Annotated in this window: 21 protein-coding genes; 9 read left to right on the top strand and 12 right to left on the bottom strand. The window is 50.4% G+C overall.

All coding sequences use genetic code 11. The features are described from left to right. The 3 genes from IE117_RS13305 to IE117_RS13295 all read left to right on the top strand — a co-directional run. On the top strand, window positions 1–1,130 hold a 1,130-nt coding region (locus IE117_RS13305), incomplete at its 5' end, for a Spi family protease inhibitor (protein WP_189564928.1). 10 nt (window positions 1,131–1,140) lie between these two features. After that, window positions 1,141–1,584, top strand: a complete 444-nt coding sequence (locus IE117_RS13300) for a hypothetical protein (protein WP_189564927.1) — start codon at window positions 1,141–1,143, stop codon at window positions 1,582–1,584. 63 nt (window positions 1,585–1,647) lie between these two features. Further along, window positions 1,648–2,202 (top strand): hypothetical protein, encoded by a 555-nt coding sequence (locus IE117_RS13295; protein WP_189564926.1) that lies wholly within the window; start codon window positions 1,648–1,650, stop codon window positions 2,200–2,202. Window positions 2,203–2,223: 21 nt separating this feature from the next. Here IE117_RS13295 and IE117_RS26415 read toward each other — a convergent pair whose 3' ends face one another. The 6 genes from IE117_RS26415 to IE117_RS13270 all read right to left on the bottom strand — a co-directional run bounded on the left by IE117_RS26415 (window position 2,224) and on the right by IE117_RS13270 (window position 6,389). Then, window positions 2,224–2,421: a Uma2 family endonuclease gene (locus IE117_RS26415; RefSeq protein ID WP_262893106.1), complete on the bottom strand. Its 198-nt coding sequence runs from the start codon at window positions 2,419–2,421 to the stop codon at window positions 2,224–2,226. A gap of 35 nt (window positions 2,422–2,456) precedes the next feature. Further along, window positions 2,457–2,765: a Uma2 family endonuclease gene (locus IE117_RS26410; protein ID WP_262893105.1), complete on the bottom strand. Its 309-nt coding sequence runs from the start codon at window positions 2,763–2,765 to the stop codon at window positions 2,457–2,459. 54 nt (window positions 2,766–2,819) lie between these two features. After that, on the bottom strand, window positions 2,820–3,296 hold the full coding sequence (locus IE117_RS13285) for a DUF4293 domain-containing protein (RefSeq protein ID WP_189564925.1): 477 nt from the start codon (window positions 3,294–3,296) through the stop codon (window positions 2,820–2,822). 163 nt (window positions 3,297–3,459) lie between these two features. Then, window positions 3,460–4,773 carry a 30S ribosomal protein S12 methylthiotransferase RimO gene (rimO, locus tag IE117_RS13280; protein WP_189564924.1) on the bottom strand — a complete coding sequence of 438 codons (1,314 nt, stop codon included), beginning with the start codon at window positions 4,771–4,773 and terminating at the stop codon, window positions 3,460–3,462. A gap of 111 nt (window positions 4,774–4,884) precedes the next feature. Beyond that, window positions 4,885–5,499: a PH domain-containing protein gene (locus tag IE117_RS13275; protein ID WP_189564923.1), complete on the bottom strand. Its 615-nt coding sequence runs from the start codon at window positions 5,497–5,499 to the stop codon at window positions 4,885–4,887. A 113-nt stretch (window positions 5,500–5,612) separates the two neighbouring features. Next, entirely contained in the window at window positions 5,613–6,389 is a 777-nt protein-coding gene (locus tag IE117_RS13270; RefSeq protein WP_189564922.1) for an outer membrane lipoprotein-sorting protein, read from the bottom strand. A 142-nt stretch (window positions 6,390–6,531) separates the two neighbouring features. Between IE117_RS13270 and IE117_RS13265 the strand changes: the two genes are divergently transcribed. Continuing rightward, window positions 6,532–6,858, top strand: a complete 327-nt coding sequence (locus IE117_RS13265; RefSeq protein WP_189564921.1) for a heavy metal-binding domain-containing protein — start codon at window positions 6,532–6,534, stop codon at window positions 6,856–6,858. 96 nt (window positions 6,859–6,954) lie between these two features. On the opposite strand, the gene IE117_RS13260 is transcribed toward IE117_RS13265, so the two are convergent. From IE117_RS13260 to IE117_RS13240, 5 genes are all read right to left on the bottom strand, one after another. Then, window positions 6,955–8,310, bottom strand: coding sequence for a TolC family protein (locus IE117_RS13260; RefSeq protein WP_189564920.1), 1,356 nt, complete (start codon window positions 8,308–8,310; stop codon window positions 6,955–6,957). 90 nt (window positions 8,311–8,400) lie between these two features. Next, window positions 8,401–9,063, bottom strand: a complete 663-nt coding sequence (locus tag IE117_RS13255; RefSeq protein ID WP_189564919.1) for an ABC transporter ATP-binding protein — start codon at window positions 9,061–9,063, stop codon at window positions 8,401–8,403. Between the two features lie 210 nt (window positions 9,064–9,273). Continuing rightward, window positions 9,274–10,056, bottom strand: a complete 783-nt coding sequence (locus IE117_RS13250; protein ID WP_189564918.1) for a pentapeptide repeat-containing protein — start codon at window positions 10,054–10,056, stop codon at window positions 9,274–9,276. Window positions 10,057–10,150: 94 nt separating this feature from the next. Further along, window positions 10,151–10,522, bottom strand: a complete 372-nt coding sequence (locus IE117_RS13245) for a hypothetical protein (protein WP_189564917.1) — start codon at window positions 10,520–10,522, stop codon at window positions 10,151–10,153. A 157-nt stretch (window positions 10,523–10,679) separates the two neighbouring features. Then, window positions 10,680–12,074: a GH1 family beta-glucosidase gene (locus IE117_RS13240; protein ID WP_308439286.1), complete on the bottom strand. Its 1,395-nt coding sequence runs from the start codon at window positions 12,072–12,074 to the stop codon at window positions 10,680–10,682. Between the two features lie 294 nt (window positions 12,075–12,368). On the opposite strand from IE117_RS13240, the gene IE117_RS13235 reads away from it, so the two are divergent. Together IE117_RS13235 and IE117_RS13230 are read left to right on the top strand one after the other, a co-directional pair. Further along, window positions 12,369–14,015 carry an arylsulfatase gene (locus IE117_RS13235; RefSeq protein WP_229580834.1) on the top strand — a complete coding sequence of 549 codons (1,647 nt, stop codon included), beginning with the start codon at window positions 12,369–12,371 and terminating at the stop codon, window positions 14,013–14,015. 143 nt (window positions 14,016–14,158) lie between these two features. Continuing rightward, a complete protein-coding gene (locus IE117_RS13230) occupies window positions 14,159–15,505 on the top strand; it encodes a sulfatase family protein (RefSeq protein ID WP_189564916.1) in 1,347 nt (448 codons plus the stop codon). Window positions 15,506–15,544: 39 nt separating this feature from the next. Here IE117_RS13230 and IE117_RS13225 read toward each other — a convergent pair whose 3' ends face one another. Further along, entirely contained in the window at window positions 15,545–17,971 is a 2,427-nt protein-coding gene (locus tag IE117_RS13225; protein ID WP_189564915.1) for an ABC transporter permease, read from the bottom strand. Window positions 17,972–18,196: 225 nt separating this feature from the next. Between IE117_RS13225 and moeB the strand changes: the two genes are divergently transcribed. The 3 genes from moeB to IE117_RS13210 all read left to right on the top strand — a co-directional run bounded on the left by moeB (window position 18,197) and on the right by IE117_RS13210 (window position 21,759). Beyond that, on the top strand, window positions 18,197–19,282 hold the full coding sequence (gene moeB, locus IE117_RS13220) for a HesA/MoeB/ThiF family protein (protein WP_189564914.1): 1,086 nt from the start codon (window positions 18,197–18,199) through the stop codon (window positions 19,280–19,282). Window positions 19,283–19,389: 107 nt separating this feature from the next. Then, window positions 19,390–20,502: an XdhC family protein gene (locus tag IE117_RS13215; RefSeq protein ID WP_189564913.1), complete on the top strand. Its 1,113-nt coding sequence runs from the start codon at window positions 19,390–19,392 to the stop codon at window positions 20,500–20,502. A 453-nt stretch (window positions 20,503–20,955) separates the two neighbouring features. Then, the gene (locus IE117_RS13210; protein ID WP_189564912.1) at window positions 20,956–21,759 is read left to right on the top strand and encodes a lytic transglycosylase domain-containing protein; all 804 of its coding nucleotides are present in this window, start codon (window positions 20,956–20,958) and stop codon (window positions 21,757–21,759) included. Window positions 21,760–21,859 lie beyond the last annotated feature (100 nt).

Below are 21,859 nucleotides of genomic sequence, written 5' to 3'. Positions count from 1 at the left end.
CTCGACAGCAAGCTAGGGAAGCTGCACGATTCCACATCAAGACTGTACGGAAACAGGATACTCTTCCTAACGCCCGTGTAGGAGGAGTTTTGGAAGTCACAGATGAGGTGCCTGTGCTTGACAGCATTACCCAAGAACCACTACTCTATATTATTAATGGAAAGAAGGGCTTTGTGGTCGTCTCGGCGGATATGCGTACGATGCCTGTTCTCGCCTACTCGGAAACCAATAACTTTAGAACCGAGGATATGCCGCCAGGAGTGAAAATGTGGCTGGAGGATGCCAAGCAGAAAGTGAAAGATGTGAAACGCCCTGACAAAACTGCACACGATATTGTCGTTAAAGAATGGCAGAAGTACCTGGATGGGAAACTAAATATTCCCAAAGATAAAGGGGGCAGAACCGCAAGCTGCTATGAGTGGTACCAGTACGGCCAGTTCATGTGCCAGAATAGCACTACTACTTATGGCCCTTTAACAAATACATCCTGGGGGCAAAGGGATTTAGCTACATTATTTCTTCCTTCCTTTGGTAATTGTTCCTGCGGAAAGAGTCTAGCAGGCTGTGGCCCGGTAGCTATGGCGCAGTTAATAGAATACCATCATCCTGATCCGAGTAGACCAAGAACTACTAGGCCAAGAGGGTTCCCAACATGTAACGCTGTAGATCAAGGAGAAATTAGTTTAGGCCAATTGATGTCTCTCTGTGGAACTGCATCAAATGCTAGCTATAATTTCTTTCTCACCTGCAACACATTCACCTATCCTTCTCAGGTTCAGAACGGACTAACCACTCTGGGTTTTTCCAACGGTGGCAATTCGACTAATTTCATATATTCTTCATTGAAAATTGAAATAGGGAATGGCTATCCGGTAATCCTCTGGGGCTCCTCCTGCACTACGTGCTTTGGTGACTACCACATCTGGATTGCCGATGGAATTGATGAGCACAGATACAGCAGTTTTAATTGCTCGACACTCCAATGCGATGAGTGGATCTACACCTATGTCAGGATGAACTGGGGATGGCAGGGGGATTACAATGGTTGGTACGGCGTCAGCTCGTTCAATCCTGCTGGTACCGAATACATGAACAGCAATCTACGTATGATCACCGGAATACGACCCTAATTATACAACCATGAAAAGTTTTGTTTTTTTATTCTTTATAGGTTTCGTTTTAGTTTCGTGCTTTGGGCCACCGGAGGGATACGACGCAGGTGGCCCCATAACTCAATATTTGCATGGACGCTGGAAGCTAGAAAAAGTGGTCACGCCTTCGGGGACCAAAACAGGTTTTCAGATCGGCTACATTGAAATCATCGAAACTGGAAATAATGGTGAGGGAAACTACGATAAAGTTTTCAGAAATGATTCACTGATTGCTACTTACGAATGGCTCCGTACCCCTTATTCTGCCAGTACGTCCAATATGACCGTTACCTTGTCCTATGTAGGATGGGTAACGCGCCATATCAGGATCAGGCGAGGGCCTGACAGAACTACATTGGAAACTACCGGCTATGTTTCCGAGATCGGAAGCGCAGAGGATTCTGTGAGGTACCATTACGTCAGAACAGAGTAAAAAATTTAGGGCTTGCAGAGATTTCTCTCGCAAGCCCTTTTTCTTTTTTCTTCAAATTACTTCATGAAAGCCATTCAACGATACTTTTTGGCTGCTGTGTTCCTGCTGTCTTTCCATCATGTTTTGGCCCAAACATACATCGCATACGATAGCACCGAAATACTAGAACCCCGCCGCGCCAAAGCCATCTATGTAGAAGCTTTGGGAAGTAGTGGCTTCGGTATGTCAATCAATTACGATATGCGCTTCAAACCCGGCCATAAGGGTTGGGGCTTCCGGGCTGGCATTGCCCAGCCTTATCAGGTAGCCGACGCTACTACCTATTACTTCCCGTTAAAAGTCAATAAAGTACATTCCGACAAACGTGTGGCCCTCGAACACGGTTTCGGCCCGGTCATAGTTTACAAACGCTGGGAATACGAAGACCTGAATTTCAACATCCACCAGCGACAGGGCTTCCACTTCTTGGCGGTTGCTAATGTGGGCGTTCGTTTTCAGCCCCTAAAAACAGGGGTAGTCTGGCGATTGTACTGGAATCCCAATTACCAAATAGGGTCAGGATCTCGCAGACCTATGCTGTTCTGGTTCAGCACGTCGCTAGGGATTGGATTCAATTAGCTTCTGTATGATCTCCTGACCTCATGCTTCCAACTTCAGCATCTCATTCATGCTGATTTCAAAGTCAGGCAGCACCGGGGCGGCGGAGCAGAGATCGTTTTCTAGGCAGGCTTGCACATGTCGTGGTGAGGTGTGAACATACACTTTTTGCTGCTCGGGCATCACCACCCAAATCACCTGCACTCCGGCTTTGAAGTACTCAGTTATTTTCCGCTCCAACTGGTTGATCAGATCATCCGTCGAGATGATCTCAATTACGAATCCGGGAATCCTTGTAAAAGCTGTTCAAAGGTAAAATAAGCGATATCCGGGCGACGCAGTTGGATGCCACTCAGGTGAACATTTTGTTCAGCGATCAAAGTCCCGTTTTCAAAATACCCCTTCTGTGAAAACAGTCTGTTCAGGACACCACAAATGAAGGCTTGCTCTTTGTTCATACCCGTGAATCTGATAATCTCCCCGTCGTTCCACTCGTATTTGAAGCCGTCGTTTGGCTCCCAGGCGAGAAACTCATCCAGCGTTTGGGGCAACGTGTCTTCGGTGGTTTGAACGGTTTGTATCATAGTTTCAATCGGCTTTTTCCAAAGATACGATTTTCAGAAAAAAATAGGAACGTATCACCGCATCCGGTTCGACTCCTTCACCAGCTTTTCGTCGCGACGGATGAAGCGGTTGGCCGCCACGTTGGCCAGCATGGCTACTACCAGTGCGTAGAATCCGATAAGATAATCGCCCGTTTCGCCTTCGTCGAATAGTTTGGCCGTTTTGTAGAACGTCTGATACACTACGGTAGCCAAAATCACGGTCATCAATATAGAATTGACCGCGCACAAAGCCGATTGCATTAATCGGTTCCTAAATTTGAAAATAGCAAAAACCGCTACCCCAATCACCAGAATCGCCATTCCGGCCACATAGTACACAGGTTGAATGCCCGTCTGCACGGGAGTGGCTTTGAAAGTCAGGCGAAAAGCGGTCATGGAAGCTTCATGAATGCCGTCCGAACCCATTTTATGCCAAAGGGGAAAAGCCAGAAATACGCCCATCGCAATGGCGACGATGGCGAGAAACAAAGTTTGAAATCGTTGTAACAAGTTAGTGGAGAGTTGATGGTGAAGAGTGGGAAGTACCCACGCTCCGATTTGAACAAGAATTTTAGGCTTTTAATATTCAGCGCGAAGTTAAGGACAACGATTATACCAGCCAACAAAATGGAGATTTTGGAAAAATGGTAAAAATGCCAATTTTCACTTTCAACTATTCACTAACTAGCGAACCGTACAAATCAAATTCTTCCGCTGAGGTAATCGTTACATCGGCAAAATCGCCCAGGCGAACGTATTGCCCGGCTGATACAAGTACCTCGTTATCCACCTCCGGCGAGTCGGATTCCGTGCGGCCGATGAAGTACCCGCCTTCCTTGCGGTCGAAAAGTACCTTGTAAGTTTTGCCAATTTTTTCCTGGTTCAACTCCCACGAAATGCCCTGCTGCAATTCCATAAGAGCATCAGCGCGCTCCTGCTTGATTTCGGCAGGTACATCATCGAACATGGTGTGTGAGTGGGTGTTGTCTTCGTGCGAGTACTGAAACGCGCCAAGGCGGTCGAAGCGCATTTTTTCCACAAACTCGTAGGTTTCGTCAAAAAGGGCTTCGGTTTCGCCGGGGTGGCCGACAATGAGTGTGGTGCGTAAAGCGATGTCCGGTACTTTTTCGCGGATCGTTTCAATCAGGGCCTCGGTCTTCTCGCGGGAGATACCCCGGCGCATGGATTTCAGTATTTCGGTGGAACCGGATTGCAGCGGCATGTCCAGGTACTTGCAGATATTGCTTCGCTCCTGCATCACGTCCAGGATATCGGTCGGAAAGCCCGCCGGGTAAGCGTATTGCAGCCTGATCCAGTCGATGCCTTCAACATCGGAGAGCCGAGCCATCAATTCGGACAGGTTCCTTTTTCTGTAAATATCCAGCCCGTAATAGGTCAGATCCTGGGCGATGAGAATCAACTCCTTAGTACCACGCTTGGCGAGCGATTTAGCCTCGGTCACCAACTCTTCGATGGACCGGGACACGTGGCCGCCGCGCATAAGCGGAATGGCGCAGAAACTGCACGGGCGATCACAGCCTTCGGCAATTTTAAGATAGGCGTAGTGCGTTGGGGTAGTTAGCAGCCGCTCGCCCACGAGTTCGTGTTTGTAGTCGGCTTTCAGGGTTTTGAGCAGACGGGGTAGTTCGTTGGTTCCGAACCAGGCGTCCACCGTCGGGATTTCCAGGGCCAGTTCATCTTTATAGCGGTGCGACAGGCAGCCCGTCACGTATACTTTGTCCACAACGCCCGCTGCCTTGGCGTCGGCGTAGCGCAGGATAGTGTCGATGGATTCCTCCTTGGCTCCATCGATAAAGCCGCAGGTGTTGATGACCACGATCTGCGCGTCGTCTTTCTTGGACTCGTGCGCCACGTTGTAGCCGTTGCCTTTCAACTGCGTGTAAAGCACTTCTGAATCCACCACGTTTTTGGAGCAGCCCAGCGTGACGATATTAACTTTATTGGTACGTATTCCTTTGGTTTTCATGGCTTCGGCTACGCTCAGCCAGACAAGGCTTCCCGTTTTTTTGTTAAATCACTTGGTATGAAGCGAAATTGGGGGGCAAAGGTCGGGAATTTTTATCGGAATAACGATAAGCTATCCTGTTTCCGAATTTGCTGGGCTTATCGTCGGAATCAAGCGTTTGTGCCTGTGCTCAGGAATGTCATTGAAAAAATCGAAGATGGCGTACGCTCCTTTAGTTTTGTCGGTGATAATTAGTTTTCGTCCGTCACGTAATTTGAAGAGGTAGTATTCACGCAGGTTTCTATGATTTTGATTGGAGAAAATGTCAACCCGCTCAATGCCTCTCTCAACAATTATGTATTCTCCCTCATCGGTATGTACGATAAGCGTACGAGCTTCGGGGTCAAAAATGAGCACACGATCTTTTGTGTGTTCCCAGTAATTAAGATCCAAAACGAGGATATAGACCGAAACCCCGAACAACATCAGTGTTAATAGTCCTAAAATACCATAAGCCGTCCAATCAGGCTGACCAGATTGATTGATAATGGGTTTTGTTAAAAGACGTATAAATAACAAACCCATGATAATAAGGAAAATGGCCAGACCTGATTCCATTGTCAAGAAGAAGTCCCTAAATGAGGTACGGTAGGTGCGCGGTTGGTAGCGGGGTTCGTAGGTTTCGTCACTAAATTTCAGGCCAAACCTTACAAAAAGTACCAGCGGCCCAACGAAGAAAAGTAGCATCGGGATTACGAGAAATGTAGTTTCGCCCGTTGTCATCACAAATTTTAGATTATTCCAAATTTATCTTCTGAACGGATTGCGGAATTGTACTATCTCCAAACTACCGCTTGCCTTTACTTGGGGAATACAAAAATCTCTGGCTCCACCTCCACATCGGTCTGAATATTTTCCAACTGAATCGTCTCGCCCGGCATCCCGTTGTAGCTGATCGTGCTGGTAAAAGGAAAGAGCAAACCGTTGACTTCGCGGTAGTCGTCCAGCAGGGTTTCTACGGAAGCGCCCTTGGTTTGCCCGCTCAGGGCGGTATTCCGCATGGCCACGGGCAAGTAGCTTTCGGGATCGAAGAAATAGTATACGGCATTCTCCTGCGACTGTCCATCTATCTTCACAGGATTCTTGGTTAGCTTGATTTTGATGGCCTCCGTACCCTCTATAGCTTCCGTCCCTTCCAGGGTTGCCACATAGCCTTTGTCATGATAATGTAGAAAAACATCAGGAAAATCAGCAACCTGCTGCTTGGTATTGGCGTTGGCCTCAGCATTCATTTTTTCCGGCTTCTGAGTCATGAAATTGGTACTCCAGCCCGTCTGGCCATCGAAGGCCATTTGCGTAGTTTCCTGGCCCTGAAATTTGATACTCACTTTTTGCTGTCCCGCCTTCGTCTGAACGATACTGACCGGAATCTCCATACCCTGCACCATTACGGTACCATTCATCCGCACATTTTGCAGGGAGTCCCAGCGGCTTCGGCCACCAGTGGCCTCATAATATTTGTCCAGAATTTCATCGACCGCCAGTGCCTTGGTTGGCTTTGGTTTCACCGCCGTTTTTTGGGCCTGGGCAACAGTGGAAAGTAGGAGAAGCGCAAAAAGTAATTTAATTGTATGCACGATTGAAGTGGTGGTTTGGTCAGAAACAGGTTATCAGGAAAATTTCCCTTTCCAGCGAGTCCCGCGCCCGCTCATCTACTGAACTAACGCTGATTTTTCAACTCTTCGTATTTTACCCAAAATTAACCAAAATCAATTAAGAATGCTCATAATTACTACATCCAACATCGAAGGAAAACCCATTACCAGGTACATAGGCATCGTCAACGGCGAGGCCATTATCGGAGCCAATATTGTAAAAGATTTTTTCGCGGGCATCCGCGATGTAGTGGGCGGACGAGCGGGAGCCTACGAACAAGGCCTGAGGGAAGCCAAGAGCATTGCCCTGCGAGAAATGTCCGAGCAAGCCGAGCGTCTGGGCGCCAACGCGGTCGTTGGGGTAGATCTCGACTACGAAGCCATAGGGCCCAACGGCTCCATGCTTATGGTAAGTGCCAACGGAACAGCCGTGGTAGTTGAGAGCCTATGAGTTGAGAAGTGCATGAGTTTTTTGCCTGGGATCAGGGGTGATATCGCGTTACCCCTGATCTTACTGATGCATTCTTAGCTCCCGGATTCATACGCTCTAAAACACTCCTTCCCAACTACCCTGCCGATAGTACTGCAGGATTTTGCGGTTCATGATATACTCGTAGGTGGAGCGGATGGCGTTGGCCTGAGCGCGGGCCAGATTGGCCTTGGATATTGAATACTCGAAAATAGTGGCCGTGCCGGCATTCAGGCGACTTTCCACGGTGGCATAGCTGGCTTCCAGGGCATCGGCCTGGTCACGGGCAGCATGGTAGCGATCCTGTGCAGCAGTCACATCCAGCAGGGCCTGTTCGATACCTTGCCGGAGCTGCAGTTTGTTCTGATCCAGTTGGTTGAGGGCAATGCGTTCCTGCACCTGTGCCAACTCCACGCGCGGGCGGGTCTGCCAGCGGCCCATAATCGGAATGTACAGGTTCAGGCCCAGCGAACCGTTGCGGGTGGCATTCAGCTGGGCAAAGTAATCCAATTGCTTGTTCGTCGAAGCATAGAAAGCTCCAAAATTAGTGGACGCACTCAGCGAAGGAAAATTTCTTCCCTTGATGGATTTTACCAGGTAGGCAAAACTCTGCCGGCGTAATTCGGCGGCGCGGATAAAAGGGAAATTTTGTTGCGTATCCTCAAAAAGGCTCTCCGCTGATAGCAGGGCGGGCTCGTCCGCACTCACGCTCAGGGGCCGAAACTCAATTTCCGGATCGGGCGGAACGTTGAGGAGCTGGAATAGCGCCAGGCGAGCCATCCGGTAGTTGTTCAGAAATGTCACTTCGTCGAATTTATCATTGCTGAGCTGCGCCCGAATCTCGTATAAGCCGTTGGCCCCCACAACGCCCGCCTTCACTTGTTTTTCCACGCGATCCACCTGTTCCTCAGAAGTGGCGACCTGCTGCTGTGCCGATTCATAAAGGGCCTTAGTAGCCAGCACCTGAACATAAGCCCGCACCATCAGCAACATTTGGGCATCGCGCACGGCCACGCTGCTTTCCAGCGAGGACTCTTTCAGGAGTTTATTCTGCCGGATCTCGTTTTGCACCCTGAATCCCTGAAAAATATTTACATCGACCCCGGCACCCACATAGCTGGAATTGTACAGCTGGTCGATGTACGCATTGGTAAAGCGGTCGATACTCCGGCCCAGGTTTACGCTTTGGCTGAGGTTGACCCCGAGTTGCGGCAACTGCTGCGACTTGGCCTGCCGCCATTGCGCCTGCGCCGCTTCGGCCTGCAACTGACCATCCCGAAAAGTAAGGTTATTTTTGGTCAAAAGCTCCGCGCACTCCTGCAAACTAAGCATCTGCTGCGCCGAGAGTGGCCGATTAAAAAAGCACAAGGCTACCAGCAACCACCCCTGTCTCGGGCGTTTCAGGATTTGAAAAAGAGTTTTAAAAAATAACATGGCTAATATTGGATACTGGATTTTAGATTTGGGCTGCAATACCTTTCGAAGGCGATCACGAAAAATTCATCATTCATCACTCATCATTGACTAAGCCATCCAGCCGTCTTTCAGCCGCACCACCCGGTTGCCGTACTCAGCGTTTTTCTCCGAGTGAGTGACCTGGATGATCGTTACTTTATCCTCCTTATTCAGTTTCTGGAAAAGCTCCATGATGTCCTCAGCCTGCTCGGAGTGGAGGTTGCCGGTGGGTTCATCAGCAAAAATGACCTTTGGCTCGTGCACAATGGATCGCGCCACGCCTACCAGCTGCTGCTGCCCACCCGATAGCTGGCTGGGGAATAGGTCCTTTTTCGCCACCATATTGAAACGGTCGAGAAGCTCGGCCACCCGGCTTTTGCGCTCCGATGAAGAAGTGCCTTTGTACAACAGCGGGGTTTCGATGTTTTCATAAACCGTGAGTTCGTCGATAAGGTGATACGCCTGAAATACGAAGCCTATCTGGTGGCGGTGGAGTTCGGTTCGCTTTTTTTCGCTGAGGCTCTGCACGGGCTCGTCGAGGAAAAGGTACTCGCCTTCGGACGGTTCTTCCAGCAAACCCAAAATATGTAGCAGCGTGGATTTGCCCGAACCGGAAGGCCCCATAATGGAGACGAACTCTCCATCCTTCACATCCAGAGAAATATTACGCAGGACATATACTTTGCCAAATCCGGCGGGATAGTGCTTAGCGATGTTTTTGAGTTGAATCATTTTTTGATGGAGACCGGGCCGCCGGAGCGGTTGAAAGTGAAAAGTTGAATGGTAGGTTTGCTTTTATCTGTTCATGCCAAATAGTGTACCATGAAACCGGAAGATTGACAGTCAGTATCTTACAAATTTCAGAACCAAAAAAATGTCCGAAATCGCACAGTAGCTGTACGGTTTCGGACGGTCGTTGTTGAACGCAAACAGCGTTCTGCCTTAAAAATTGGACTCTAATTTGTAACGTCCCTGGGCATATTTGAAATCGGGACGATTACGGAAATCAGCGTTGGAGAAGTCACCCGATCGATTAAAATCGGCGTATTTGAAGTCAGCGGAGCCGCCGAACCGGGTTTTGGCAAATTTTACTTCGTCGTTAAACTCCGCGTATTTGAAATCGGCATGGTCGCTTATGCGGGCATCGGTGAAAAATGCAGCCCCGCGGAAATCAGCGTATTTGAAGTTGGCGCTGTCGTTGAATTCGGTGCCCTCGAAACGGGCATCTTCCCGGAAGTTGGCGTACTTGAAGTTAGCCTCATACCGGAACTTGTTGTCATTAAATACCGCGATCTCGTCAAAATCAGAATACTTGAACTCAGTCTTGCCTTCAAAAGTGCAGTTTTCGAAAACTACCTTCTCTTTAAAATCGGCTGTGTACAGAGTCTGATCGTTACCCCAATTGCGGCGTTGATTGCCATCCTTTTCCAGCGTTTTGTAAGCAATGACATCACCCTTAAACGTGCAGTTCCGAAAGGTAAGCGGTACTTCCACGCGGCTTTTGTACTCATCATTAGCCATCCGCGAACTTTTCATCCGCTGCTGATTTGACAGTTCGGTAAAATCCAGGGTTCCCCGAATTACGGCATCCCTGACATCTACCTGCCGTTTGTCGTCGATTTTTCGCAGAATATCGGCAGCGTCAAGCGATGATTGAGCCTGTACTGAAAATGCGAACGCCAATACAAAGGCAGCTGCCAGAAGGGAAATACGTTTACTTTTCATGACTAATATTATTTAGGTTATCGATTCATTACACCCAATTGATGAACGAATCGCACGAAAAGTTGCGTGGTATTCCCGGATTACTCAAAAAAATCTATTTGAGCCGGCTTATTTCCAGCACCTCCACTTCGTCCACGGAAGGCGTGCTGCCGAAGCCGCAGGTAATTTTGCGTTGCGTTCCCGTCAAACGATATTTCAGGTCGATGTCGATGAAGGAGTAGGCGTCTTCAGTGCCATACTTGGGTACGGCCGCCTTGACTATCGGTTCCGTTGCCAGCGTGGGTACCAGCGTTTTGATGTCGGAAGAATCAGCGTTGGCAATCTCAAAGTGCCACTCGCAGCCGTCCACAGCCAGGTTGTTTACAATGCGGGCGCGGGTCTCGATAACCTCGCTATCGATGGCATTATCGGATTTGTTGCAGCTCACCCAAAAGAACAGGGTTGCCAGGACAATTAGGTATTTCATAGTTGTTAAGTTAAGTTGATGCGGTTTTTGAATAAAAAAATGGAGGGCTGAATAACTGCCCACACACGGATGAGTGAACGCTACCGGTGAATGTGTCGAAACCTCCGTCTTATGGTCAGACCCACACCATCACGAAAAGGTTGGAAACTTTACCGCGCTAATTCCGTAAAAGATTGGCGAACCATTCCCCTGAATGCTTCACCGTCCTTTTCTGCGTGGCATAGTCCACATGCACCAGGCCAAAGCGGGGATCGTAACCTTCGGCCCACTCGAAGTTGTCCAGTAACGACCATACGAAGTACCCGTTGACCCTTACTCCTTCGCGCTTGGCTTTGAGGAGATTCTGTAAGTAATCTCTAAAAAAATCGCGCCGTTGCGGGTCGTAAACCGCACCATCCTGAATCTCGTCGGGGAAAGCTGCTCCATTTTCGGACACGATGATTTCCTTGATGCCTTCGTATTTCCCAAACTGTTTGAGAATGTCGTACATGCCCTCCGGGGCGATCTCCCAACCCATCGCGGTGCGGGGTGCATTCACTTTCACCTCTTCGGCCCAAAGTACAGGCCGCCAAAGCGAGTGTTTCACCACGATACGGAAGTAATTCTGCAAACCGACGAAGTCGAAATCGAAGCGAAGCTTTTCTTCGTCACCGGGGTGCAGGTACTTTTTTATCTTTTTCAAAAAAGGAAAGGCGTCCACCGGGTAGCCAAGTCCCAGGCTTGGCTCGATAAAAAGGCGGTTCATCAATGCATCAATGCGCCCGGCCGCCCGAATGTCACGGGCAGAGGAGGTATGTGGTTCCACAGCTGAGCAGGAAAACGTAGTCCCGACGAAAGCATCCGGCACATTGTGCCGCACCACGCGCCCGCCTTCGGCCTGGCACAGGGCCAGGTGATGCACCACGGGAAGGAAATTGTGCAGCCCTTTCAGCCCCGGCGCGTGCTGCCCGGTGGTATAACCCAGCGCGGCCACGGCCATCGGCTCGTTCAGAATCAGCCAGTTCTTCACCTTGTGGCCGTATTCACGGGTGCAGAGATCGGCGTAGTCGGCAAACCAAGCTATGATATCGCGGTTTTTCCAACCGCCCTTATCCTGCAAAGCCTGCGGCAAATCCCAGTGATAGAGCGTAATCCAGGGCACGATACCCAATGAAAGGCACTTGTCGATTATCCGATGATAAAAATCTACGCCTTCCTGATTGACTTTCCCCGTCCCTTCCGGCAGCAAACGCGACCAGGAAATGGAAAACCGATAGGCCCCGAAGCCCAGGGCAGGCACAAATTCCAGATCTTCTTCGTAGCGGTAATAGTGCTCACAAGCCTGTTCGGCGTGGTGAGCGTTTTTAATCTTGCCGGGCCGCTTGACAAATGAATCCCAAATAGACGCGCCGCGTCCGTGCGTGGTAGTTGCCCCTTCGATCTGGTAAGCCGCCGTGGCCGTACCCCAGTGGAAGCCACGCCCAAAATCTTCTTTTACAAAAGAATTCCGGAACTGCTCAGCTTGCAGGGAAAGTACCTTCAATGTTTCGGTGGAGTCGTCAAAGGATTTCAAATCAGCACTTCGTTTTTGGGACCATACATCTGACCACGGAAAGCAAAAACGTATTCCGTCAGTGAAAGATTTCTCTAAACTTAACAATCCAGTAACATTGGAGAAAACTTAATATTGGAAATATCCCAACCTGCTGGTTTGAACTCCAAAAACTCACTCAGGTATTAGATTAGGGGCAAGAGGCGCTTTACTGAATCTCAATGCAGGAATTTGCCGACCGTGCTGATTGGGTTGAAAATCACGAAGACCGGATTTCGGCAGGTACTTTTATCAAATACGGCTAGCAAGCATACTATGGGTAGATTATTTAAGGTAGGGGCGGTAATCATACTTATTGGAGGTAGCCTGATGAGTTTCATTGCAGGTTCAGGGAATGCGCCTGAGCAAAAACCCAATATTATCGTCATTATGGCCGACGACATGGGCTATTCGGATCTGGGCTGTTATGGCGGGGAAATAAAAACTCCCAATCTGGACAAGCTAGCGGCTAACGGACTACGGTTCAGAAATGCTTACAACAGCGCGCGCTGCTGCCCCACCCGCGCCAGCATGCTCACGGGCCAGTACCAGCACAAGGTAGGGCTCGACCGCAACGGCAAGAGTTTGAACCTCAGCGGCGTGACCATCGCCGAAGCTCTCAAACCCGCCGGCTACCAGACGGGCATGGTGGGTAAGTGGCATTTGTCCGAAGCCGTGCCGTTGAAAGACAAAGAGAAGCACCTCAACTGGTTGAATCACCAGTACGACCCCGGCATTCCGTTCGCTGAGCTGAGCACGTATCCTATCAATCGGGGTTTTGAAAAGTATTACGGCATTATCTGGGGCGTTGTCGATTATTTCGACCCTTTCTCATTGGTCGACGGCGACAAGCCCGTCAAGACCGTCGCGAAGGATTATTACATCACCGATGATTTTAGCAACAAAGCGTCGGAGTACATCCAGGATTTTTCCAAAAAAGAGGCCCCGTTTTTCCTGTACCTGGCTTACACCTCGCCCCATTGGCCGATTCAGGCACCCGAGGCGGAAATTGCAAAGTACATGGACACCTACAAAGACGGCTGGGACGTGCTGCAGAAAACGCGCCGCGAACGTCAAATCAAGATGAGCCTGCTCACTGCCGCCGACAACCCGCTTTCGCCCATCGAAGGGCGTAAGTGGGCCGAACTTTCAACGGAAGAAAAAGCCTTCAACGTCAAGAAAATGGCGACCCATGCCGCGATGGTGGCTCGCATGGACGCCGGGATCGGCCAGGTGCTTAAAACGCTGGAAGACACCGGCGAACTGGATAATACGCTAATCGTTTTCATGTCTGACAACGGTGCCTCGCCCGAGATTCCGCGCGTTCCCGGCTACGACCGCCCTTCCGAAACCCGCGCGGGGGAGAAATTACTGTACGCCGATGAAATCCCCACGGCGGCCATTGGGAAAGAGATCGTCTATACAGGCATTGGGCCGGAATGGGCCAACGCCATCAACTCTCCCTTCCGCCTTTGGAAGGCCGAGTCGATCGGTGGCGGCGTACGGACATCGATGATCGTGAACTGGAAAGGCCTCAAAACGAAAAAAGGCAGCACCACCGACGAACTCACGCACGTCATGGACATACTGCCCACAATTCTTGAACTGACCAGTACGCCTTACCCTAAAGAACACCAGGGCCATAAGATCAACGAGATGGACGGGAAAAGCTTAGTGCCAATATTTATGAATAAAAACCGCCCCGGCCACCCTCAGCTTTTCTTCGAACACGAGGGCGGGCGCGCCCTGATCGAGGGGGATTGGAAACTTGTGCAACCTAAGGAGCAGGCATGGGAGCTATTCAACCTCAAAGCGGATCGCACCGAATCGAACGACTTGATGGATAAGAATCCCGAAAAGGGCAAAACTATGCTGGAAAAGTATGAGGCATGGAGCAAGCGGATGGGTATTTCCGAAAAATAAGTGCTTGAGTAGGTTAAAATTGAATAATTATGAATCGTGAGATGACAACAATGGTAATGAAGTACAATCTTCGGAAGACGTTCGAATGCTGCCGTGGATTTCAGTCTGGCATAGTACGCAATTATCTAATTGCTACAATAGGCATGGTATCATTCTTCTCACTCCCCGCCTTCTCCCAGAAAACTACCTCCCGCCCTCCCAACATCATCCTCATTCTGGTTGATGACATGGGCGTAGGCGATGTGGGCTGCTACGGCGGAAAAGTAGCACCGACACCTAATATCGACCGCTTTGCGATGGAGGGAACACGCTTCACCCAGTACTACAGCGGGTCGCCCATTTGCTCGCCATCACGGGTTGCGCTGACGACCGGGATGACGCCCGCTCGCTGGAATATCACCTCCTACCTAAGCAATAAAAAACATAACCGCACCTGCGAAATGGCGGATTTCCTCGACCCGTCCGCTCCGTCGGTGGCGCGGGCTTTACGGCAGAATGGCTACCGCACGGCCCACTTCGGCAAGTGGCACATGGGCGGCGGGCGCGATGTGACCGAAGCCCCCGGCATTCCTGAGTATGGATTCGACGAATATTCCAGTACTTACGAGAGTCCCGATCCCGACCCGCTGCTGACGGCTACCAACTGGATATGGTCCAAGGAAGACAGCATCAAGCGCTGGAACCGCACGGCCTATTTCGTAGATAAGACGCTGGAGTTTCTGGCCAAAAACCGTGAAGGAGCCTCATACATCAATCTCTGGCCCGATGATGTCCACACACCCTGGATTCCCGACGCCGAGACGATAGACGTCCATCCCCGCGATTCACAGAAACTACCCAGCCTTGAAAAAGTACTGGTGGAATTGGATACGCAGATTGGCCGCCTGATGGCGGGAATCAAGGCCCTGGGTTTGGATGAAAACACGCTGGTCATTTTCACGAGTGACAACGGCCCCCTGCCTGCCTTCGGCGATCGCCGCACGGTGGGACTGCGCGGCACCAAGCTTTCGCTCTACGAAGGTGGCATCCGAATGCCCTTCATCGTCCGCTACCCGGGCAAAGTACCCGCCGGCCGCGTTAATGAGCAGGATGTCATGGTAGCCATGGATCTGATGCCGACCTTCTGCAAGATTACCAATTCGCCTGTCCCCAGTTCCGAAAGGCTGGACGGAATTGATGTTTCAGACGCCTGGTTTGGAAAGAAATTTGCCCGCAAACAGCCCATTTTCTGGGAATACGGCCGCAACCACGAAAGTTTCGTTTACCCTCCCGACGCCGAAGACGTTAGCCCTAATCTGGCGATGCGGCTTGGAGCCTGGAAACTCACCATCAACGATGATGGCACCGATGCGCAGTTGTTCGATATTAAAAAAGATGCGCCCGAGATGCGAAACGTAGCTACGCAAAACCCGAAAATCGTGCAGGAAATGAGCCAGCAATTATTGGCGTGGCGGAAATCGTTACCTTCGCTTACTAATCGTGCACAGTGAGCTGTCTATAAAGTAAAAGTTCGCTTTCTTTTATTGACCTTACTCCGAGCGCAAGGAATCCACCGGGTTCATCAGCCCGGCCTTTATGGATTGGTAGCCGACCGTTATGAAGGCAATCGACACGGCTAACACCGCCGCCAGGCCGTATACCCACCACTCGATGTCGATGCGGTAGGCGAAATCCTGCAGCCACTGCTTCAGAAAGTAGGCCGCCACGGGCGAGGCGACAAGAATGGCCACTCCCACAAGCTTCAGAAAATCTTTGCTGAGCAAGGTGACGATACTAGTCACGCTGGCGCCTAGTACTTTGCGGACACCGATCTCCTTGGTTCTTGACTCCACGGTAAACGTCGCCAGGCCAAACAGCCCCAAACACGCGATGAAGATCGCCAGAATGGAGGCCACCGTAAATAGCTGACTATACTGCCGCTCTTCGGCGTAGGCTTTCTGGTAGTTTTCATCCACGAAAAAATACTCGAACGGATTTCCGGGAAAAGAGGATTTGTAAAGCTTTTCCAGCGTGGCCATTTTCTCGCCCATGCGGTCGGGCGTCAGACGGATGCTGTAATAACTGGTGGAATTTTGGGGATAAAAGATAATGGGGTCGATACTATTCTGCACACTCGTGTGGTGGTAGTCGGCCACCACGCCAATGACATCCAGGTACCGCTCGTCCCACTTGACCTTGGTCCGCAGGGCTTCCTCGGGTGACCGAAAGCCCAGTTCAGCAACGGCCCGCTCGTTGAGCAGCACTTTGGAATTGTCGTTCCATTCCACGGCTACTTCCTGGGGGGTAAAATTACGCCCGGCCACCAGCGGAATGCCGTAGGTTTTCAGGTAGCGGTCGCCGATGAGGGCGAAAGCGTACGCCTTCAATTCATCTTTCGGCCGGGAACCCGGCTGCGTGAAGCCCGATGTTTTGAAATTATAATAGCGGCCCGGCACACTACCCGAAGTACCGTATTCTTCCACAAAACTTTCCTGCGCCAGCGCCCCGGCGAAGGCGCTTTTACGGATGGCAATCGCACTGTCCTGCCCGATCTGCGGTCCCTGAACAACCAGCATCTGCTCGCTCTGGATGCCCAGATCCATATTTTGCATGTACTGCAACTGGCTGTAAATAACGATTGTGGCCAGAATAAGGCAAGTAGAAATAACAAACTGCCCCACGACCAGCCCTTTGCGCAGCCAAATACCTTTTGTGTTGGTAGTCACTTTGCCTTTCAGCGTTTCGATAGGCTCAAAATTGGAAAGCATCCAGGCCGTGTAGAAGCCCGAGAGCAGCGTGCCCGCCAGCAGCATTCCCAGACCGTAAGCCCACACGGGCGTTTCACCAAGCATCTCGAGCGAAACGTCCTTCCCAATCAACGCTACGAAAAACGGTTGCATCGATACGACGAGTACCAGCGCCAGTCCAAAGCCTAACAAATTGGTTAGCAGTGACTCACTCAGGAACTGGCCGATAAGGTTGCCCTGCGTGGCCCCCACCGACTTCCGCACACCCACTTCGCCGGCGCGTTTCAGGGAATTGGCGGTGGAAAGGTTAACGTAGTTGAACCAGGCGATCAGCAGAATGAGCAGCGCAATGCCCGCCAGCATGTAGACGTACTTTATGTTGCCGGTCGTTTGCAAAGATTCGTTGAGGGAAGCCGCCAGATGGATAGTGGCGGCGGGTTGCAGGCGAAACTTTACGCCAGTGTCCTCTTCGGCCACTTCCTGGCGGAGGGCATTTATTTTCGCTTCCAGCTTCCGGTAGTCCGCGTTTTCTTTCAGCAGCAAGAACGTATTGATGTACTCCGAATCAAAGTTATCGAGGTTGGCCCAGTCGTTGGTATTGAGATTGGCCGGATTTCTCAGCGTTTCAAGCGAGAAAACCATGTCGTACCGAATGTCGGACTGGTCGGTCATGTCCGCATACGTACCTTTCACGGTATAGGTAGTTTTGCCAAACTGATTGTTGAGAACCAGGAGCTTTCCCATGGGGTCGTCGTCGGCAAAATATTTGTGGGCGGCCGACTCGGATAGAAAAACCACATTGGGCTGGGCCAGACTTGCGGCCTGTCCGTGCAGCAAGGGAAAACTGAAAAAAGAGAAAAAATTCCCTTCCGCGTAGCCAATGTCCATTTCCCGGAACGGCACGTTGTCAGCCACATTTTGCACTACACCCTGCGCCACGCCTTCCTCAAAGCGGCAGTACTCTTTGATTTCGGGAAATTTCTCCTGCGCCAAAGGTGCAAAGCCTGGCACGATCTCGGGCCAGGAGTTGCCTTCGATATCCTCATTGAGGACCCGGTACATTTGGGGCAGGTTGGCGTGAAACTGATTTACGCTCTTTTCCAGACTCACATATTCCAGAATAAATACAAAAGCCGCGATGCCCAGGCCCAAACCAACGATGTTGATGAGACTGAATACGCGATTGCGAATCAGGTTGCGGTAGGCAATTTTAAGGTAGTTGAGCAGCATAGTTTTCAGTCTTATGGGGAGAAGCGGTGCGTTATCCCGGTGTCGATATTTAAAGTAAGTTAAAACCCATGCCAAACGGTTTCTTATTTGAAAACCAGTAGCTTAGACTCGAAAATGGTAAAGTACCTGTCCGAAATCGAACACTTTCGTTCGGAACCGGACACGGCCTTTTAAGCGTTTCCCCCAATTAGTACCCTTCCTGTATCCACTTTTTGCGATTCTATCATGCTTTCTCCCGCTGAACAAAACCATTACCTGCGCCAACTCACTTTACCCGAACTGGGTACTACAGGTCAGCAACGTCTGAAAGATGCGCGCGTGCTGGTAATCGGGGCGGGCGGATTAGGAAGTCCGGCGCTGACCTACCTCGCGGCAGCCGGCGTGGGTACGCTAGGTGTCGTAGATTTTGATCAGGTGGAAATCAGCAATCTGCACCGTCAGGTACTTTTCACGGTGCAGGATGTGGGACGAAACAAGGCGGAAGCAGCGGCGGAGCGATTGAAAACACTGAATCCGCACATTCAAATTCTTACGCATCCCGAAGGACTCAAGAAAGAAAATGCTTTATCTATTATCAGGGAGTACCAAATTGTGGTGGACGGCTCGGACAATTTCCCGACGCGCTATCTGGTGAACGATGCCTGTGTATTGCTGGACAAGCCTCTGGTGTTTGGTTCGATTTATAAATTCGAGGGGCAAGTCAGCGTTTTCAACTACCAAAACGGCCCGACTTACCGTTGTCTGTATCCCACACCGCCGGGAGAGGGCGAAGTACCTAACTGCGCCGAAACCGGCGTGATCGGAGTTCTACCGGGCATCATTGGTTCATTGCAGGCAATGGAAACGGTTAAGCTCATCACCGGATTGGGAGAGGTACTTTCTGGGAGCATACTGGTTTATGACGCGCTACGGACCTCGTTCCAAAAATATCAATTTGCCTCCCGTCCTGAATCCCGAAATATCACTGATTTACAGAACGACTACGGTGAAACCTGCGCCATCCCGACGGCGGGTTTAGAAGAAATCGATTACGAGGAGCTCGAACTAGTCATGCAGGAACTCGTCCCACCGCTACTGGTAGATGTACGCGAACCTCATGAGTATTTACAGTTCAACCTCGGCGGCGTCAACTGGCCTTTAAGTACCATTGAACAGCACATCCCCGAGCTTCTGGCCCGCACCAGTGTGGTGCTATGTTGCCAATCAGGCGTAAGGAGTCGCAAAGCTTACGAAATCCTGGCTCCCGCGTTACCGAACCATACGTTCAGGCAGTTGAAGGGAGGCATCGCAACGGTGAGAGACTGGAATTAATTTGGTTATAGTGCAGGTGTGTTTAATCTTGCAATGCTGATCGTAACAAACCATTTCGCTTTACCACTTTGTCCTTTTGGAACTTTGTGGCTTTGTATTTTAATAAAATGAAAGAAATCAAATCCATCCTCGCCGCATACGACCGTCTCAATTACGATACACAGCACGCCGCCCTGGCTACCGTGGTGCGGGTGGAGGGTTCGTCGTACCGCCGCACGGGCGCGCGGATGCTGGTGGTTGATGATGGCACCTGGGTGGGTGGTATCAGTGGCGGCTGTCTGGAAGGTGACGCGCTAAAAAAGGCGCGACTGGCCATCGCCCGGTCGAAACCAAGCTTGGTTACGTACGATACCACCGAGGACGATGCCCACCAGATAGGGGTAGGTCTGGGGTGCAACGGTATCATCGACGTACTGCTGACGCCCGTTTTGCCCGATGACCCGCATAGCCCGATTTCGGTTTTGCAGGAGGTTGTGGCTGATCGCCGCCAAACCAATGTGCTGCTGACCATCACCAAACTGGAAGGCGAGCTGAACGGCTTCGAAATGGGACATATCATTCGTTACGACGATCGGGAGAATCTGCGAGGATTGGGGGACAGGTCGTTCGTCGAGCGCTTGGAACAGGAAATTCAACTGGTGTTGAATACTAGAAAATCAGCGGCTGTGTCACTGGTGCTGGATGATGGTCGCGAACTGGAAGTTTTTGCTGAATTTCTGCCCCCCGAGCTGCACGTGATTATTATGGGGCATCAGTATGACGTTTTCCCGCTGGTCAAAGTAATAAAGGAAGCGGGCTGGCGTGCGACTATTGTGGCCAATCCGCAAAAAATTCACCGGGAAGTGGCCGCGCTGGTCAGCGCCGTAGTTTCGCCGGAGGATTTTTCCCCCACACTGATTGATGACTTTTCGGCGGTTATTCTTATGTCGCACGATTACAAAACGGATAAGAGCAACTTACCACTGGTACTGGACGCCCCTTATATCGGTCTGCTTGGCCCGCGGGTACGGGCCGAAAGAATTTTTACAGAATTGCGCGAGGACGGTATACTCATTTCTCAGGAAACTGGGGAGCGAATTTTTGCGCCCGTTGGCCTGGATATCGGAGCAATTACACCGGAAGAGATTGCGCTATCGATGGTAGCTGAAATCAGATCGGTGTTTTCCCAGCGCAAAGGCGGAATGTTGCGGGAGCGGTCATCCACAATTCACGAGCGTTAACGAGCCGTTTCGACCGAAAACTACCTCTTGTCAACTGTATTTTGTACTAATTCATATTGAAATAGAACAAAATTCTACAAACTCTTTCCCCTGATTTTCTCGGAAAAAGTCGTTTTCTCCCCCTTTTTTTTGCTTTTTCTCTTCTCAGTGCTCTTTTCTTGGAAAGTACCAAATCGACACGAAAACGCTTCTTAGCCGCTTTCGGCCATTTACCGACAATACCTTTGTCTTTTCATCGTTTTGCAAATCATTGTTTCGACAATTTCACAGTTTGTAGAATTATAAAAATTGCATTTTACAAAGATTGCTCTATATAATTCAATAAGAGATATTGTCATTTTCAGAGCTCACTAAGCCCTGTTAGTCAGTTTTTTATCGAATGGTAAAACTTTTTTTACACAATCACGTTACCTTTGCTGACTATTAAATTATGTAGAACGAACCTGATTATGCATGATACGATTCTTAATGATTGCCGTATCGGTAATGTCTCTGGGCGTGTTTACTTTCGATCGCACAGATACTGAAACACCTGCTACCGAAGTCACTTCGGAGCCAGCCGTAACAGCAGTAGAACCAAATTTTGATTTAAGCATTCTTGATGTGCAGTTTTGTGGCGACACCCTGCCCCTGCATCATTCCACGGTAGCGAAACGCTACCAAACCGCCGTCCGCTTTTACGATCACCCTTCTTTTGCGCGCTCCCGCGTAGGTGCCAAGAAAAAGATGAAGCAGATCGAAACCATCCTGAAAAAGCACGGTATTCCCTCCGACTTCAAGTACGTCCCCTACATCGAAAGCGCGATGAATGGCGAAGCTGTTTCGCCGCGCGGGGCTACGGGCTACTGGCAATTCATGCCCGCGACGGCACAAGGATTAGGCCTGGTCGTGAACGATCAGATTGACGAGCGGAAGGATTTGATAAAATCCACCAAAGCCGCGGCCAGGTACCTCAAATGGCTTTATAACGAGCTGGGGGATTGGACATTGGTAGCAGCTGCCTACAATGCCGGCCCGAACCGCATCATCCGCCACATGGACAAGCAGGATAAGGACAACTACTTCGCTCTGCGCCTGAACGGCGAAACGACCAAGTATGTTTACCGGCTGGTGGCCGTAAAGGAATGGGTGAACCAGCCCGAGCGCAGCAGTACCTGGGCCAAGGAAGGCACCGTAACCAAGGTAATGACCTACATGAAGCGTAAGCGCGAAGCCGCCGATGTAGCGCAGGCTTTACTGCTGGCGAGCGCGAGGTAGTACTTTGGCTATCGGCAGTCGGCTTTTTCCGTTTCTTTGCGTTACAGATGAAAACCGTACCAACTTCCCGAAAGCTTCGAGCTTTCGGGAAGTTTTCGTT

Source organism: Persicitalea jodogahamensis (assembly GCF_014651615.1).
Classification (GTDB): domain Bacteria; phylum Bacteroidota; class Bacteroidia; order Cytophagales; family Spirosomataceae; genus Persicitalea; species Persicitalea jodogahamensis.
The sequence above is the reverse complement of the archived record's forward strand: the minus strand, read 5'-3'. Positions and strand labels throughout refer to the sequence as shown.